General features: G+C 41.1%; 13 protein-coding genes and 2 pseudogenes. 10 read left to right on the top strand and 5 right to left on the bottom strand.

The window, feature by feature from the left end:
• Positions 1-71: 71 nt before the first annotated feature.
• Together C427_RS08420 and lpxH are read left to right on the top strand one after the other, a co-directional pair.
• The gene (locus tag C427_RS08420) at positions 72-566 is read left to right on the top strand and encodes a peptidylprolyl isomerase (protein WP_007643506.1); all 495 of its coding nucleotides are present in this window, start codon (positions 72-74) and stop codon (positions 564-566) included.
• An 82-nt stretch (positions 567-648) separates the two neighbouring features.
• The gene (gene lpxH, locus C427_RS08415; RefSeq protein ID WP_007643507.1) at positions 649-1,410 is read left to right on the top strand and encodes a UDP-2,3-diacylglucosamine diphosphatase; all 762 of its coding nucleotides are present in this window, start codon (positions 649-651) and stop codon (positions 1,408-1,410) included.
• On the opposite strand, the gene C427_RS08410 is transcribed toward lpxH, so the two are convergent.
• The 4 genes from C427_RS08410 to C427_RS08395 form a co-directional block, all read right to left on the bottom strand.
• Positions 1,391-2,095 (bottom strand): hypothetical protein, encoded by a 705-nt coding sequence (locus tag C427_RS08410; protein WP_226991298.1) that lies wholly within the window; start codon positions 2,093-2,095, stop codon positions 1,391-1,393. The genes lpxH and C427_RS08410 overlap by 20 nt on opposite strands.
• Before the next feature lie 11 nt (positions 2,096-2,106).
• Positions 2,107-3,792: a hypothetical protein gene (locus tag C427_RS08405; RefSeq protein WP_007643509.1), complete on the bottom strand. Its 1,686-nt coding sequence runs from the start codon at positions 3,790-3,792 to the stop codon at positions 2,107-2,109.
• Positions 3,793-3,868: 76 nt separating this feature from the next.
• A complete protein-coding gene (locus C427_RS08400; protein WP_007643510.1) occupies positions 3,869-5,707 on the bottom strand; it encodes an alkaline phosphatase PhoX in 1,839 nt (612 codons plus the stop codon).
• A 382-nt stretch (positions 5,708-6,089) separates the two neighbouring features.
• On the bottom strand, positions 6,090-6,296 hold the full coding sequence (locus C427_RS08395) for a cold-shock protein (RefSeq protein WP_007618104.1): 207 nt from the start codon (positions 6,294-6,296) through the stop codon (positions 6,090-6,092).
• 306 nt (positions 6,297-6,602) lie between these two features.
• Here C427_RS08395 and C427_RS08390 point away from each other — a divergent pair, with 306 nt between their 5' ends.
• The 8 genes and pseudogenes from C427_RS08390 (at position 6,603) to C427_RS08355 (ending at position 15,263) form a co-directional block, all read left to right on the top strand.
• On the top strand, positions 6,603-6,995 hold the full coding sequence (locus C427_RS08390) for a BlaI/MecI/CopY family transcriptional regulator (protein ID WP_007643511.1): 393 nt from the start codon (positions 6,603-6,605) through the stop codon (positions 6,993-6,995).
• Positions 6,988-7,134 carry a hypothetical protein gene (locus tag C427_RS26310; RefSeq protein ID WP_007643513.1) on the top strand — a complete coding sequence of 49 codons (147 nt, stop codon included), beginning with the start codon at positions 6,988-6,990 and terminating at the stop codon, positions 7,132-7,134. Before C427_RS08390 ends, C427_RS26310 begins: the two co-directional genes overlap by 8 nt.
• Positions 7,088-7,789, top strand: a pseudogene (locus tag C427_RS08385) (M56 family metallopeptidase). The gene C427_RS26310 and the pseudogene C427_RS08385 overlap by 47 nt, the downstream one beginning before the upstream one ends.
• A 45-nt stretch (positions 7,790-7,834) precedes the next feature.
• The gene (locus tag C427_RS08375) at positions 7,835-8,224 is read left to right on the top strand and encodes an energy transducer TonB (RefSeq protein WP_015430676.1); all 390 of its coding nucleotides are present in this window, start codon (positions 7,835-7,837) and stop codon (positions 8,222-8,224) included.
• Between the two features lie 22 nt (positions 8,225-8,246).
• Positions 8,247-8,795 carry a hypothetical protein gene (locus C427_RS08370; RefSeq protein WP_007643514.1) on the top strand — a complete coding sequence of 183 codons (549 nt, stop codon included), beginning with the start codon at positions 8,247-8,249 and terminating at the stop codon, positions 8,793-8,795.
• 622 nt (positions 8,796-9,417) lie between these two features.
• Positions 9,418-10,800 (top strand): annotated as a pseudogene (locus C427_RS08365) (efflux transporter outer membrane subunit).
• A complete protein-coding gene (locus C427_RS08360; RefSeq protein WP_007643526.1) occupies positions 10,793-12,100 on the top strand; it encodes an efflux RND transporter periplasmic adaptor subunit in 1,308 nt (435 codons plus the stop codon). The pseudogene C427_RS08365 and the gene C427_RS08360 overlap by 8 nt, the downstream one beginning before the upstream one ends.
• Positions 12,101-12,149: 49 nt before the next feature.
• On the top strand, positions 12,150-15,263 hold the full coding sequence (locus C427_RS08355; RefSeq protein ID WP_007643528.1) for an efflux RND transporter permease subunit: 3,114 nt from the start codon (positions 12,150-12,152) through the stop codon (positions 15,261-15,263).
• Positions 15,264-15,329: 66 nt separating this feature from the next.
• On the opposite strand, the gene C427_RS08350 is transcribed toward C427_RS08355, so the two are convergent.
• The gene (locus C427_RS08350; RefSeq protein WP_007643530.1) at positions 15,330-17,357 is read right to left on the bottom strand and encodes an NADPH-dependent 2,4-dienoyl-CoA reductase; all 2,028 of its coding nucleotides are present in this window, start codon (positions 17,355-17,357) and stop codon (positions 15,330-15,332) included.
• Between the last annotated feature and the right edge of the window lie 147 nt (positions 17,358-17,504).

The raw sequence follows: 17,504 nt of genomic DNA, 5'->3' as shown, positions 1-17,504 counted from the left end.
CTTAAAAAACATTCACTTTTAGGCTAGAATGTAAAAGTTATTTCTATATTGCTCAATTAAGGATTTATTTCATGGTTAAAATCCATACCAATTATGGTGTTATCACTCTAACTTTATTTGCCGACAAAGCCCCTATTACAGTTGCCAACTTTTTGGACTATGTAAAAGAAGGTTTTTACGACAACACAATTTTTCATCGGGTGATTGACGGTTTTATGGTCCAAGGCGGCGGATTTGAACCGGGCATGGATCAAAAAGAAAGCAAAGCGACAATCCAAAACGAAGCCAATAATGGTTTAGTCAATAACCTTGGCACAGTAGCCATGGCACGCACTAACGAACCTCATTCTGCTACCGCACAGTTTTTTATTAATGTCGGGGATAATAGCTTTTTAAACTTCAGAAGTGAAAGTACTGATGGTTGGGGATACTGCGTATTTGCAGAAGTTTCTGATGGTATGGATGTAGTTGAAAAAATTAGAGCTGTAGCGACTGGTAATTCTGGTTATCATCAAGATGTGCCTGTAGAAGATGTAGTTATTCAAAAAGCTGAAATAGTCGAATAACATACAAAAGGTTAATCAGTGGGATTAAAATCAATGATTTTAATCCCACTGATCCCGAATTTATTAGATAACAGATAAATCAATGACTCTGACCCCATCGAATTCACCGACTCCTTTTACATACTTTATTTCCGATTTACATTTATCTGCTGCCAGAGATGACATTAATCAATGTTTTTTTGAGTTTCTGCGTGAAAAAGCACCACAAGCTGACGCTTTATATGTATTAGGGGATTTGTTTGAGGTATGGATTGGCGACGACGATCAAAACAGTTTTACGTTGAGCATTGCTAAGGCATTTAGCACCTTACGACAATCTGGCGTGCCTATTTATTTTATTCATGGCAATCGAGACTTTTTAATCCGCCAGCGCTTTGCTACACAAGCAGGTTTTAAAATATTGCCAGAACAAGTGGTAATCGATTTATACGGCGAGCCAACTCTTATAATGCATGGCGATGAACTGTGTACTATGGACATCGAGTATCAAGCTTTTCGTAAAAAGGCTCGCAGTTGGTGGTGGCCAAGAATTATGTTGAGCTTACCTTTATCGACACGCCGCAAGCTCGCCAGCAAAGGTCGCGCTACCAGCAAACAGAAACAATCTAAGCTGAGCGCTGAAATCATGGATGTCACATCACAAGAAGTCATAACATGCATGCAAAAGTTTGCAGTCAAAAAGCTGATACACGGACATACTCATAGGCCTGCCATACACCGATTAGAAATTGACGGCCAGCCAGCTCAGCGAATAGTGTTAGGTGATTGGTATGATCAAGGCAGCGTTCTTAAAGTATCAGAAGAACATACAACGCTAAGCTCGCTTAATCTGCAGTCCGACTAACTTGATTATTAGCTGCTTTGACTATTAATAAGCTCATCGCTATCGCAATCAATAAAGCTGACAGAAGTAACACTTGCCACCAATAAATATGGATGTTTAGCGTATATCTAAGCATTGCTAACAATCCGAAATAACCGATAACTGAATACTGTACCCAAAGACTAAGCCATCTTGACATACGACTCTCCTCGATTGACCGCTGTGCATGTAGCGCGAAACTCAAACTGGCTATTGCCAGCACAGATACAAATACCCCGACCAACAAGAATGATATCCATATCCAAAACTCTGGCCAACCTATCACCTGTGCAGACTTAGCTGGACCAGACCACAACGCATCCCAACTGACGGCTAAAATCAAGCCAAGAGTCACCATTAGTTGTTTATCTTCACCTTGTTTTTTCGGTTGGGCGAATTCGGTTAATTCACTTTTCAAATAATAAAAAATACAAGTAAAAGCCAGTAAACCAATAATCGGTTCAATAGCAGGTTGCATCTTAATACTAAAATACGTCAACAGATAACCGAACATTGGGAAAATGGTATGTGTAACGGACACGCCCACAATCCACACGGATGCTAAGCGAATAGTTGACAATTGTTTTGCTCTAGCAGCTGTGGCAATGGCGACATCGAGACCAATGCCTAAGCCCATCAACAAACTGGCTAATACAAAGTCAAACAAGGGAAAGTCCACTAAGGCTGGTCCAACATACTGACATCAGTACTTAACTGTTTACGCCAATCAAGGCGCATGTCCCATTGGTAGCGATGCTCTTTCGCCAAAGGAGCTTGATTTTCATCTACTCGTTGTAAGACATTTTTCGCCGCAGTAATGGTCGCGTCGCGACCGAAGATATAACTCTGCTCTTTGACAATAGTTAAATAAGCTTTATTTAAATCTAAAGCACGTCTAGATGAAGGCGTGATCAAATCATAGACAGATCCAGCTTTGGCAACTTTATCCAAGTCCACATCACCATTTTTCTTAAACCAACGCTCAAGCATTTCTGTATTCTGACGGAACTCATCTCCCCCGCCCACTCGCTGAAAATAAGTGAGAAACTCACCAAGCTGTTCCCCCTTATTAGGAACGTCTTGCTGGTTTTTTAAGTTGATGTATCCCCAACCTGCTGCACCTTCAACCTTTCTGGGAAATGAAAACGTTTGATCGAAAGTAGCCCCGATTGTTTTATGACAACCACTGCAAAATGCGAGTTCTTGCCCGTGTTGTTGACGCAATTCACCATCTATATCTTCAATGTAAGCATTAAGCGTCCACCCCATATTACTGTTGACTCCTTTATCACCCAATAAATGAACTTGTGGCAAGTTTTCAAAATTCTTTTCTTTAGCTTCTAAATAATATTCAGATGCAAGTTCTGCCTTCGATTTGAAACTATGTTTTTTCATGTAGCGCACTTCTTTCATACGCTGGGCGTTGTAAATACTGCCATCATCATTTACACCGATGTAACGCACCGTATGTAAAAATTCGGTATATTCTGGATATAACAAATGTGCCAGCGTTTCTGTAGCGGCATCACCAACATAGTGTGTTCGGCGTTTAATCCGATTGGTTTCTGCTGAAAGTTTGCCATCGCCATCAATATCTTCACCTATGATCAGTTCAGATACAGGGGGAATACTGATTTCATTAGTTTCCTTAAATACCATTTCCAGCAACCCAAGATTAGCGAAGTACACGTCCTGTGAAAATAATTGATCTTTTTGCCTAAACACCTTAGGTAAGCGGATCATAGCGTCTCCAGTTGAGCCATTAGTCGGCCAAAAAGTGCTAGGGAAAGGCTTATAGTTAAATGCTACCCAATGACTGCCATCTTTTGCCATGCCTAATTCATCAAATGCCTGGCTAGGCTCTGCTAGATTTTTAATAGGTGTTATCTCGCCTTTCCAGTTCGGATCCTTAGAAAATCGTTCAATAAATGCAGTGTAATTGTCTTGTTTGATCCATTGTTTAATCGAGTCGTCAGATACCCCTTTTATCAGTTCGCTCCTATCCACAAATAAGTTCTTCCAATGATTTTTAGTGCCTAGCTCTGAAAACGCATATTCGCCTTGAAGCCCACCATCATTCATAGTGTTAGGTCGCATTTCATCGTACTTATATGACTGGTGACAAGCATAACAGGGGTTATTACTGCCATCTGTTTTGGTATAACACTGAGGCGGGATAACAGACTCAGCGTTGTATACTTCACTATGTTCTATATATGCTAGAGCTGGAATGACGTCTGTTTCAACATAAGGCGTATTAGTGGTTTGCATATTTGAAGCGAGCAAATGTTCAGATACACTGTTTTCGTTGCCACAACTTGCCAACAGCAATAAACAGCTTAATAGTATTAGTTTATGATACATGGCTTATTCTTTATAAATTAGATCAAATGAAGCCCTAAGCAGTCGTGCCTAAGGCTTGATTTATAGTCAGAGTGATTTATTCACCTTTGGGGTCGAACATCCACAAGGTATTATTTTCTTGGAAGCCATCTTCGCCTATGATAATCCGGCCATCACGCATAACAATGACATTATCTGGTTGAGATAATTGATTGACATCACAGCGTTCAGCACCGGTTAGTGTTGAGCGGTATGTTCCCCCCATAACAACAGGTTCAATACGCGCAAGGTCATAGTTTTCTTCTAGCTTGGCTCGATAAACACCGCCACAATCTTTCACTCTGGCAGATAACTGAATATCACCTTCATCATCAATCATAGTATTATCAATATCCGATATACCGATATACATAAAGGCTTCGGTTACGTTTTCATCTGCAATTGACTCAACACCACCCACAGCTTCTAACGCGCGATCATGATTAATACTGATACCTTCAAGTTTTCTCCATTCAGCAGTCGCACCTTTCATTTTTGCTGCTTGACGAGACTCCAAAAAAGCAGATCTATCGTCCATTGGCTGCCCTGCTGTAACAAAACTTCCGCCATTTTCAACTAGAGGATAAGTAGCATCTCCATCAGCCCATGCTTTTACGTCTGCTATAGTCATGTAGCTTGTTTTACCTTCCACATAATCATCAGTACCAATACCATCATATTCAGCAATCCAAGCTCCGATGGTAGCATTGTCACTTTTAGCTAACTCAACCCAAGTCACATCAAAGCCAGTTGTAGCAGGTTCTGTACTACCCACATCTTGCTTCAATTTAGCGCCATATAACGTACCAGAAGTTAAATCTTCAGCTGCATCTGCAATAAATTTGAATAAAACGCCGCCGGTATCATCTTGAGACGAATACATCGTTTTACGGTCAGGCATAACAGTCGAGTTTTCATGTTCATAACGCCCAACGGTGAAATGCTTCACTACTATAGGTGCATCACTTGTTGGTGCTGTTACTTCTGCAATATATCCGTAGCGATAAGGATTAGGGAAATCTGGAGCAGTCAGTGCTTCCATATTATCGGTGCTAGTATTGGCTGGATCATTCCAACTAGCATCGGTAGTGGAGTTGACGTCTGAACGAACAATCCATTCTTCGGAAGTAAGTGGCGTTCCCCATGGAGAAACCGAACCAAAACAGTTAGCGGCAGTTCCCTGAACTGAATCAAAATCAAGCATCATTGCTTCAGTGACAGACCAGCTACCTACGTTATCTTTTATAATTTTCATGCGGCTCATACCCCCTGGGTACGATTCCCAATTGGTAAACAAATAACCTTCATTTGCGCCAGTAGAAACAAAGCCGTTAAAATCTGGTGCATTGTTTTCAATAATTTTGTCGCCAGACATAATGCCATAATGGATCCCCAGTCCCTTAGCTAAACCTTTCGCCCCAAGTTCTGCAAAGACGTCATTTGTTTGACCAATCACCTGATATTCCCCTAAAGCGGTCATAACTGTTTGACGCTCAAATTCAGTTTCAGGGACCGGAGAATCTGCAATTTTGGAAGGTAAACGGTTAAAATTCACACCACTAAGTACACCAACCGTTCCTCTGTTATACACTTTACCGCTTGAATCCTCTTCTGAGTTTGCATCAGATGGATGCTGCACATTAAAGAACAAATCTCCTGCATCTGATAAAAAAGCACCTGTGACCTCTGCACCTCTAGGAACGGTAGCGAGTCGTGTTAGTAAAGGTACGGAACGTCCTGATTGACCATCAGCACCTACAGCTCCATTATCTCCTTGTTCGCCTACATTCCCAATTGGTCCTGTAGTACCATCATCACCTTCACAGGCAAATAGACCTATTGCTAACGAAAGTGCTATAGCAGATAACTTAAAGCTTCCTAAAATTTCTTTTGTCATTGTCCGATCTCAATTTTTTGGTGGTTTGAAATAAATTTCACTGTGGAATTAACCGAATACAAGGCAAGTTAATTAAAAAATTAATTATGGAGAAGAGAATTGACAGTTTCGTGATAAAAAAATGACATTATTTTGAAACAAATATGGCGATTTTATGACAAGCGAACAGAGTAATTTCCTGTGCTAACAGAAATCTGACTTTAGAATATTGAGTGTTGGGTACTGGAGATTTTAAGATTTAAGAAATTTATGAATCTAGTTTGGACTTGGAAAGTTTTGTTTTCGAGGATAATATGGATTTTTGTAGGGGCTAAAACTAAATTGCCACCTAGCTATGTAAAATAGCTAAGTGACTTAATACTTTTAAGGTTTTTTAAAAAACTTAAAGTGGTACAACTTTATTTGCGCAAGGACCTTTCTGACCTTCGCCAACTTCAAACTCAACAGCTTGGCCGTCAGTCAAAGTTGCGTATCCGCCACCAGCTTGAATTTCTGAATGGTGAACGAATAAATCTTTACTGCCATCTTCAGGAGCAATAAAACCGAAACCTTTATCTGCATTGAACCACTTAACTGTACCTTTACTCATTTTGAACTCTCTTCATTATAATAGTGAAAAATTTAGTTCCATCTGCGTTATCACTATCGCGCAAGTGGATATAGAATCTCGATACGTATACTAACAGCTTAATTACAAAATGTCGGATTAATTTGAACTTTATTGAATAAATTTCAAATTAAGAGCAAAAAACTCGTTTAATCAACCATTTGAAGACTTATAAATTCCGTAAAACTAACAAATTGCGGAATAAGTGCTTGCCTACTAAGATTACAAGTGTAATCTTAGTCTGTCGACTACAAACGTAATCAATGTAACTAACTATCAAGCGGCGTCATGATAACAGAAACAATAAAAACAGATATCACTAAAACAGAATTTGAAGTACTCGATGCATTATGGGAACAATACCCCGCCTCAGCCAACGAAATTATCCAACGCTTAAGTCAAAACAAACCATGGCATGAGAAAACCGTTAAAACCTTGATCAGTAGATTGGTTAAAAAACATGTTATCGACTTTGATAAGCAACAACGTAGTTATTTGTATTTTCCTTTAGTTGAACGCAGCACTTATATTCAAAAGGAAAGTAAAAGTTTAGTCAGTCGTTTGTTTGGTGGGAAGGTAGCACCATTAGTTGCAGGTTTTGCTAACTCAGACTCATTGTCCCAAGAAGATGTAGATGAGCTTAAATCCCTGATTAAAAAGTGGGAGCAAGACAATGACTAATTGGTTAATTGAGCAACAGATTGTCATCAGTTTTTTACTGTTAACGCTGATCACCCTTGAAGCAAAAGCCATGAAAAAATTTAGGAACCGAGGTGATTTACGCACTTTGGTTATTAGTCCCTTTATTATTGATTGCTAATAACCTACCCCAAGATGTCATTACAGTAGACGATCAATCTATCTATCGTTATATAGTTGAAATAGGCGCAGCAACAAACACTGTCAATATTGGCCTTAACTGGACATTGATATGGTTATCTGGATGCCTTGCTATTTTATCTCTTGCTGCAATTGCCCAGTGGAAAATTTACCGTATTGCACACTTTAGATCGCGTAAAGTGAAACTTGGTATAGCGCTACCCAATACATTGACAGTTGTCAAAAACAATCAATTATCAAGCCCAATACTGAGCGGTATATTCAAACCAACCTTACTTATCCCCGAGGGCTTCCACAGTCAATTCAGTGAGCGCCAACAACAGTTAATGATAAAAAACGAGCTAGTGCACTTTCACCGCGGTGATAACCTTTATAATTTATTTGCCTTATTGTTTGTGGCCGTATTTTGGTTCAACCCACTCTCTTAGTTGGCGTACCGTGCCTTTAGGCGTAGCCAAGAATTAGCATGCGACGCAGCCGTACTCAAACAATCAACTACCGAAGATCAAATCAGTTATAGCAAAGCACTAGTGCAATGCGCTGAACGTTCACTACACAGCTTTTCGATTTACTCACCCTATGGAGAAAAACACACTATGTTTAAACGTATCGCCAGTATTAAAAATCCAGCATAAATTAAACCCGCATTTATTGGCCTATCTATCGCATTAGGCAGCACATTGCTTGCCGGTGTCGCGTTAGCCAACTTAGCTGAAACGGCACACTCAGTCGACAGCTCCACAATGGCTTCACCCGTGCTCAGAATTGAGCCCAAATATCCAGTTGAGGCTGCACGAAATAAACAAGAAGGATCAATCATATTACAGTTTGATATTGATAAAGATGGTTCAACCGATAACATCCAAGTGATCGAATCATTCCCACAACAGGTCTTCGATAAAAACTCCATAACTGCCCTAAAACAATGGACATACAAACCAAGGATCCAAGGCGGTCAAGCGCAAAGGCAAACGGGTTTAACAGTGCAATTAGATTATAAAATGGATAATATCGATGAAGGTCAATCTGCTATGAATTCCAGTATAGAAAAAATCAAAGTCCAACATTAAATAACAAAAGGCCACATATATTGTGAAATACCTCATATTTGTGGCCTTGTTTCTTTGTGGATGCAGCCAAACCAAAGTCCATCTTTATTCCCGGTATTTATCCGATGCACAAATAGAAGAGATTAATAAAGAATTAGTTAAGGCTGATTTTATAGTTAAACCTAACCTCTTAGCATTCCCCAAATCTATAACCCAATTATCATTAACCTACTCACCACTTATTAATGACCGAAACGCAGTAAACAAAGTCATTAATGAATTGAGTGGTCTCGGGTGGGAAATACATCACACAAGTATGTTATTTATTGATAATCACTGGTACAAAGAAAACTCAATTGCGTTGATGTTACTTCCCCCATGGCTGGATCTGGATCTGGATCTGGATCCGCATACTCAAACTAATCAACAAGACTGGGCAAATAAATATACTAGCCAAAATTGTGATTTGGGTTTAGCCATTCATCTTGAACAAAATTGCCAATACCAAATAGTAACCGCCAAAAACTTACCGCTTAATCATGACTACGCGACTGGAAAATGGAGCATCAGTGTTTTGCCCTATTTAACCTGAACTCGGGTTAAGACATGCCGCGAAACACAAATTAACTCTAATAAAAACAGCAAGTTAGAAGTGTACAGTTGATTCATTCGGTCATTTAATGCATCCAGTGCTGATATTATTGTGTTTATCAAGACGAGCTTGTGAAGGAATAGCCAGCTATTGAGAGCAAGCTCAACGAAGATAAGCGCAATAATAGCGGTGCTGGACGGTATGGCTTATCCCGAGCTCAGGTTATTTAGAACTTCGAGCCAAAGACTCTGATTGGGGAGTCTTCTTTGAACTATCTACCCGTGTGCAAACCGACCAAATAGGTGAGGTGTATATATCAGAGTTAACACCAATCAATAATTATCTTATGTTTGCTGGTTGTACATTTGTGTACGGAATTCGTAAATAAAATCATGCCTTTTTAATACTGCTATCTATACATTGCGTTATTTTCACAATCATAAGTGGCTTGTTTTGGCTCAGAAAAAACACATTTTTACGATGGATCGCCAATAAAACAAGTTGAATAAAAGTGAGTGTAAACGTTGTGTAAAGTCAGCTTTCGTCACGACACAATACCTTAGACTACATGTTGTTTTTTCTAAGGTTTAAATATTCAGTGAAGTTCACTCTCTAATTATTAATTGTGGTTTTGCTTAGTGGTTGTGTGAATACCAGCAAAGTAGACAACAACCTCCGTAGTGCACTAGTGCCACAGAACTGGCAGTTCAGTGAAACTACATTGCCTATAACAGATAATTGGGTTGCTCAATTCAGTCAACCTCAGTTAAGTCTGCTAATTGATGAGGCGCTAAACAATAACCAAGCTCTGCGCCAAGAAGCCTACGACGTGCAAATAATTGAGCAACAATTAGTGCAAGCTGACGCAGATTTTTGGCCAGATTTAGACTTGAACCTAAATACTGGTCGCTCTAAGTCAACAGATAGCGTTATCAGCAATAGTAGTTCAATAGCCCTAGAAGCCAGTTATGAGTTAGATATTTGGGGCAAACTTTCAGCTGCTCAACAACAAGTTAATTTGAGGTATTTGGCTGCCAAAGCCCAGTATCAAAAGGATAGGCAAACACTAGTAGCGAACGTGGTCACACGTTGGTTTGATTGGATTGCGGCAAAGCAGCTATACCAATTATTTGAGCAAAGGGTTAATAATGCTAAGTAAAATCTAGACATTATAGAATCAGGCTATGAACAAGGTCTCAATGCTGCGCTAGATGTTTACCTGTCAAGAAATGAACTGAATACCGAATTATCAAACTTAGCCGAGCAAGAAGCCTCACAACTCCAGTCCCTTAGAAGTTTAGAGCGTTTGTTAGGCCGTTATCCTAACGCTAGTTTAACCTCCGAGCCTCTGGCATCACCGTTACTTACTGCTGACATTCCAATAGGCATGCCATCAGATATTATTAGTAGAAAACCAGCATTATTGGCCAGTTGGTATCAAGTATTAGCCCAAGATGCTGGATTGGCCTTTGCCCATAAACAGCGCTTTCCAAGTATAAACCTCAGATCATCAATCTCTGATAGTGCCGATGAACTATCAGATTTGTTATCGGGTTCGTCCCTAGCATGGTCATTATTGGGTGGTTTGACCGCCCCACTGTTTAGAGCCGGAGATCTAAACGCGAATGAAGAGATAGCGCGCTTACGACTTAAACAGCAAGAGCAAGTTTACTTGGATACTTTATACAATGCATTTTCCAATGTGGAGAATGCCATCACCTCAGAAAGTAGTTTAAAACAGCGTTTCCAAGCCACATTAGCCGCGCAGCAAAACGCTGAAGCGGCCCAAACATTAGCTTTTGAACAATATCAGCGGGGATTGGTGACTTATACGACTGCGCTTGAAGCACAAGGCCGTTCTTTCAATGCTCAAAGTGCTTTGATCCAAATTAAAAATCAATTACTCGCCAATCGCATTGACTTACATATTGCCCTAGGCCGTGATTTCGCTGATACCAAAAATCTACAAGATAACGAACAAGAGGATGTGTTAATCAATGAGTAAGGTAAAAAAGTGGTTAATTCCACTGGCTATATTAGTGTTTACCTTGGTTATCGCCAATATTATTTTTAACAATCCACCTGAAAGTAAAAGAGGTGGCCCCTCTGGCGCGTCACAATTAACCGTCGAAGTAACAGAACTCGCACCACAACAGTTTACTGTCATTATTGACACTTTTGGCACAGTGCATCCCAGAACTCAGAATGCGTTAGTCGCCCAAGTATCGGGGCAAATTAACTATGTTAGCCCACAATTTAGAAATGGTGGGTTCTTTGACAAAGGTGGTGTGTTACTTAAACTCGATCAACGAGATTATGATGCAGATGTGAAAATTGCTGAAGCAGGTTTACTTTCAGCCGAACAAGTACTGCTAGAAGAACAAGCCAATGCCAGACAAGCACAAACCGACTGGAAACGATTAGGTAATGGTCAGGCACCCATTGATTTAGTATTGCGTAAACCGCAACTGGCAGCGGCGCAGGCTAGCTTATTATCCGCCGAAGCAAAATTAACTATAGCTAAATTGGCTTTGGAAAGAACACAAATTACTGCACCTTATGACGGTAGGATACTTGAGCAACTCGTGGACTTTGGTCAAGTATTATCCAGCAACAGCCAAGTGGCAGAAATTTACTCAACGGACTCGGTAGAAATTCGTTTACCTATTAACAATAGTGATATTGGATTGGTTAATTTTCCAGAAGAATACCGCACCAGTAATAGCTTACAGTCGGTTATAGAAGCGCGTTTTACTTCTAGTTTAAGTAAAAGTCAAACTTGGCTTGGCAAAATCATTCGTACCGAAGGCGCTATTGACAGCAGCACCCAACAACTTTATATCGTCGCTCAAATTGAAGACCCCTATAATCCCAAATTACATCCTGGTCCGTCTATTAAGATAGGCCAATATGTGAATGCTCAAGTGCGAGGCAAAACCCTCGACGATGCCATTGTGATAAATAACAGTGCTATTTATCAAGGCAGTTATGTGTACGTGGTGGAAAAGGGCCTATTAAAAAGGCGAGATATCAGTATCCGTTGGCAGAACAGTCAAAACACGATTATTGAAAACGGCCTAAGCCCAGGTGAATTATTAGTGACCACACCTTTAGGTCAAGTAAGTTCTGGTACCCGCGTCAGTATTGCTGAAGAACAACAGCCCCAGCGTCAAGCTTCCCCCGAACAAGAAGCCAAATTACAACAAATGGCAAAAAAAATGGGGATCACCGTGGAAGAGCTTCGCGCTAAACGTTCAGCTAAAAAAGCAAGTTTTTCAGAAACCAACGCTCAAAGTAGCCACTAATGATCATTCCTTTAATCCCTACTCTATTAACTAAGACTGGAGAACTGACATGATTGCCTGGTTTGCCCGAAACCATGTGGCAGCTAATTTGCTGATGATCACTATATTATTTGCTGGAATTTATAGCCTTACCAGTCGCATTCCTCTTGGAGTGTTTCCATCATTTGAAAGTGACACCATTAATGTCTCAGTGACCTTATGGGGCGCCACTCCCAAAGATACCGAATTAGGTGTGGCTATTCTGGTGGAAGAAGCCGTACAAGATTTGGAAGGCATTGAACAAATCATCAGTGTCTCATCTGAAGGCTCTGCCAGAATTAGTATCGATGTAGACTCTGATTACGACCCCCGAGAAATGCTGGCGGATATAAAATCACGAGTAGACGCCATTAATAATTTTCCAGCCGATGCAGAAAATCCAGTTGTTTCCTTATCTCAACGGACACGTGAAGTGATTGCGGTCACTATTTCGGGTATTTATGGCGAAAAAGAAATCAACGAATTTGCCGAACACGTGCGCGATGACTTATTACGTATTCCCGGTATTACTCAAGTAGCATTATCTGGGGTACGTGATTACGAAATTGCCTTAGAAATTCCTCAAGACCGATTACGTCAATATGGTTTGACCTTGGCACAGGTATCTATTGCGGTAGCCAATTCAAGTAGTGATATTTCTGCGGGTAACATTAAAACCGACGGTGGCGATGTTTTAATTCGCTCCAAAGGCCAAGCTTATCGTAAAGACGAATTCGCCAACATTCCCATTAAAACCAACAGTGACGGTTCAATTTTACGCTTAAAAGATATTGCTGACATTCAGGATGGCTTTGAAGAATCCCCGATACGCACTCGTTTTAATGGCAAACAAGCCGCATTTATAGATGTCTACCGAATTGGTCAACAAAGTGCCGTGGAAGTAGCCGATAAAGTCAAAGAATATGTAAAAGACAAACAACCTTTGATGCCACAAGGTTACGAATTAAGTTATTGGGATGACGATTCACAAATCGTTAAAAATCGAATTGCGCCCCTTAGTGGCAGTGCACTGCAAGGCGGAATATTAGTTTTGCTGCTACTCACACTATTCTTACGCCCTGCTATCGCCTTTTGGGTGTTTATTGGCATCCCCGTGTCTTTTATGGGTGCGTTCTTAGCCATGCCTTTTTTCGGCGTGACCCTAAACATAATGAGTTTATTTGGATTCATTTTGGTGCTGGGGATAGTGGTGGACGATGCCATAGTCACGGGTGAAAATATCTACACCCATCTGCGAACTGCAGAATCTGGTGAAGAAGCGGCGATTAAAGGCACGCTAGAAGTAGCCACACCTGTCACCTTCGGTATTTTAACCACTGTTGCAGCCTTTCTGCCTTTTGCCTTTATTGAAGGAAACCGTGGTGCATTATTTGCACAAATTCCAGTGGTGGTTATCCCGGTATTAATATTTTCATTAATAGAATCAAAATTTGTTTTACCGTCGCACCTCAAACGCATTAAGTTACGTAACGAAAAGCCTGCAAAAGGTAACCGCTTAGCACAATGGCAACAAGGTTTTGCCGATGGTTTTGAACGTGCAATTCTGCGTTATTACCAACCTCTTTTAGCTTTCAGTTTACGTCATAAATTGGCCACCCTTGCGACCTTCGTTGGCACCTTTTCAATTATCTTGGCATTGCTTATGAGCGGCTGGACTAAATTTGTATTTTTCCCCCGTGTACCCAGTGAAACAGTCAGGGCAAGTTTAACCATGACTACTGGCACCACTTTCGAAGTCACCAATCAATATATAATTAAAATGTCTGATAAGGCCGAAGAGCTACGAGAAAAGTATATCGACGCAGATACAGGCCAAAGCGTTATCCTCAATGTATTAGAGTCTACAGGTGGGCGCGGTGGTTCCTTTAATGTAGGTTCAGTGCGGTTTGAAATTATACCGCCAGAGCAAAGAGAGTCCTCCATTACCTCTGCGGACTTAGTAAGTGAATGGCGAGAACTTATTGGCCCAATTCCGGGAGCCGAAAGTATTACCTATCGAGCTGAAATAGGACGTTCGTCAGACCCTATTGATGTGCAATTAAGTGGTAATTCACAAGTAACTTTACAAGAAATAGCTGACCAAATAAAAACGCGACTTGCCACCTACCCTACCGTATTTGAGATTGCCGATAGCCTATCTGACGGTAAAGAAGAATTACAAATTGAGTTGACCCAACAAGGTAAAGCATTGGGACTGACTCGGGTGAATGTGTCCAATCAGGTGCGTAATGCCTTTTTTGGTAGCCAAGTACAACGTATTCAGCGTGGCCGTGATGATGTAAGAGTCATGGTAAGATTGCCTATCAGTGAGCGCCGTTCTTTATCTGACTTACAAAACATACTAATACAAACCCCTTCAGATGGTTCGGTGCCTTTATCCCATGTGGCCACCCCGATCCCAGGTAAGAGCCCGTCACAAATAACACGCATCGATCGTTTTCGCACCGTTAGCGTGACGGCTTATGTAGAGAAGCTAAATACCAATATGACGGTGTTGCAGGCAGAATTAACTGAATTTGTGCAGCAACTGGTGAATCAATACCCAGGTGTGACGTGGAAAATGGAAGGTGAAGCCCGTGAACAACGAGAATCATTTTCTTCATTAGCCGTAGGTTTATTGATGGTTTTCTTTGCCATCTACTTACTACTGGCTATCCCGTTTAAATCCTATATTCAACCCATTATTGTGATGAGTGTGATCCCATTCAGCATGATAGGTGCTGTAATGGGGCATTGGTTAATGGGTATGGAACTGACCATTATGAGCATACTCGGCATGCTCGCTTTAGTTGGCGTGGTCGTAAACGATTCACTAGTGTTGGTAGACTTTATCAATAAAAAGCGTCTTGTAGGTGGCACATTAATGGATGCTGTGATGATAGCAGGCGCATCAAGATTTAGACCTATTATGCTCACCAGCTTAACCACGTTTTTTGGTTTAATGCCGTTACTGTTTGAAAAGTCGACTCAAGCACAATTTTTAATACCTATGGCGGTTTCACTGGGCTTTGGTATTTTGTTTGCGACTTTCATCACACTCATCTTGGTGCCAATCAACTATATGTTGGTGGAAAAACTCAAGGGAAACTCGCCAGATAGTTCGATGAATGCAGCTCAGTTATAACCAGCCTAATATTGATAAAACCAAAAACGGGTAAGTATGTAAAGTTTACACTTACCCGTTTATCGACTAAATGGTCGCCGCTAATTCAGCACCTTGTCTGATAGCTCTTTTTGCGTCGAGTTCTGACGCCACATCAGCGCCACCGATGAGATGGGTTGTGATGCCTCTATCCTTTAAACCTTGTTGTAACTCTCGAAGTGGTTCTTGACCCGCACATAAAATCACATTATCCACGTCCAATATTTGCGGTTTGTTGTTCACTTGGATATGTAAACCTTGATCGTCAATTTTTACATAGTCAACGCCTGCAATCATTTGCACCTGTTTCCGTTGTAAGGCCGACCGGTGGATCCAACCGGTCGTTTTACCTAACCCTTTACCTACTTTAGTAGTTTTACGTTGCAGTAAAAATATCTCTCTGGCTGGCTTCTCAATAGTTGCCTCGGTCAATCCGCCCGCTTGCTTGTATTCTTTATCAACTCCCCAACTTTTTAGCCATTGTTCAGGCTCATTGGTTAAAGAATGATCATCTACTAAGAATTCAGCTACATCAAAACCAATGCCCCCAGCCCCGATTATCGCTACCTTCTTACCAGCGGGTTTGTTGTCTCTAAGCACATCAAGATAATTCATAACTTTAGGATGCTGTATGCCGTCAATATTGACATTCCTTGGTTTGATACCTGTCGCAAGCACCACCTGTTCAAAGTGAGCATCGGCTAACGACGCAACACTTTGCTGACTTTCTAGGTGCAGATGCACACCTGTGACGTCTAGTCTTTTTTTGTAGTATCGTAAAGTTTCATAAAATTCTTCCTTGCCAGGGATACGTTTAGCATAATTAAACTGACCGCCAATTTCAGTGCTTTTTTCGAACAAATGTACCTCATGACCACGCTCAGCAGCGTAACAGCTGAAGGCAAGACCCGCCGGCCCTGCACCTACTACTGCTAGCTTTTTTTTGTGAGAAGTGATTGGGAAATTTAGCTCTGTTTCATAGCCGGCTCGCGGGTTCACCAAACAACTGGCACGCTTACGGGCAAAACCATGATCCAAACACGCTTGGTTACAAGCAATACAGGTATTAATCTCGTCACCTCGACCTTGCTGCGCCTTTCGTACAAAGTTTTCATCTGCCAAGAAGGGTCTGGCCATAGACACCATATCTGCTTGACCACTGGCTAATATTTTTTCAGCTATTTCTGGTGTATTGATCCTATTCGTCGCAATTAAAGGCACCGTTAACTCACCTTTCATACGCTCAGTTACCCATGTAAACGCACCTCTTGGCACCATAGTACCAATAGTTGGCACTCGCGTTTCATGCCAACCGATGCCGGTATTAATAAGCGTTGCCCCAGACTGCTCAATCAATTTCCCAAGAGCCACCACTTCATCCCAATTACTGCCACCCTCCACTAAGTCCAACATCGATAAACGGAAAATGATGATAAAATCTGTGCCTACTTTTTGCCTGACGGCATTGACTATTTCAACCGCAATTCGCGAGCGGTTTTCGAAACTGCCCCCCCATTCATCATCTCGTTGATTGGTACGAGGGCATAAAAATTGATTAATAAAGTAGCCTTCAGAGCCCATTATTTCCACACCATCGTATCCCGCTAGTTTGGCCATGGCGGCGCAAATGGCGTAATCGTTAATGGTGCTAACAATGCCTCTTTTTGAGATAGCTTTAGGTTTGAAAGGGTTGATAGGCGATTTGATAGCCGAAGGTGCAACCACAAATGGATGGTAGCCATAACGACCAGCATGTAATATTTGTAGACAGATTTTACCTTGGTGTTGATGCACCGCTTCGGTAATGACTTGATGTTCTTTAGCGTGTTTTGTGTTGCTCATCCGTGCAGCAAAAGGCAATAACCACCCCTGTCTATTAGGGCTAATCCCCCCCGTCACTATCAACCCTACTCCACCAGCAGCACGCTCTGCATAAAACGCCGCCAATTTTTCAAATCCATTTTTCTCTTCTTCTAAACCAAGATGCATTGAGCCCATCAACACACGATTAGGCAACTGAGTAAAACCAAGATCGAGACTTTGGAATAAATATGGGTAGTGAGGGTGTGTTTGCATAGTTTTGGTGACTTACCTTTTGGGATCTTGCCGTAATACTATCTCAAATTTTTTTTGCATAAATGAGAAAGTTACAAAAAATTACATTTGTAAATGTTCACCACGTCCGTTTTTAGATAGGATGCCGCATTATTTATTAATTAGTGT

The sequence above is a fragment of the Paraglaciecola psychrophila 170 genome (genome assembly GCF_000347635.1).
Classification (GTDB): domain Bacteria; phylum Pseudomonadota; class Gammaproteobacteria; order Enterobacterales; family Alteromonadaceae; genus Paraglaciecola; species Paraglaciecola psychrophila.
Note: the sequence above shows the minus strand (reverse complement) of the source record. Positions and strands in the feature narration are given on the sequence as shown.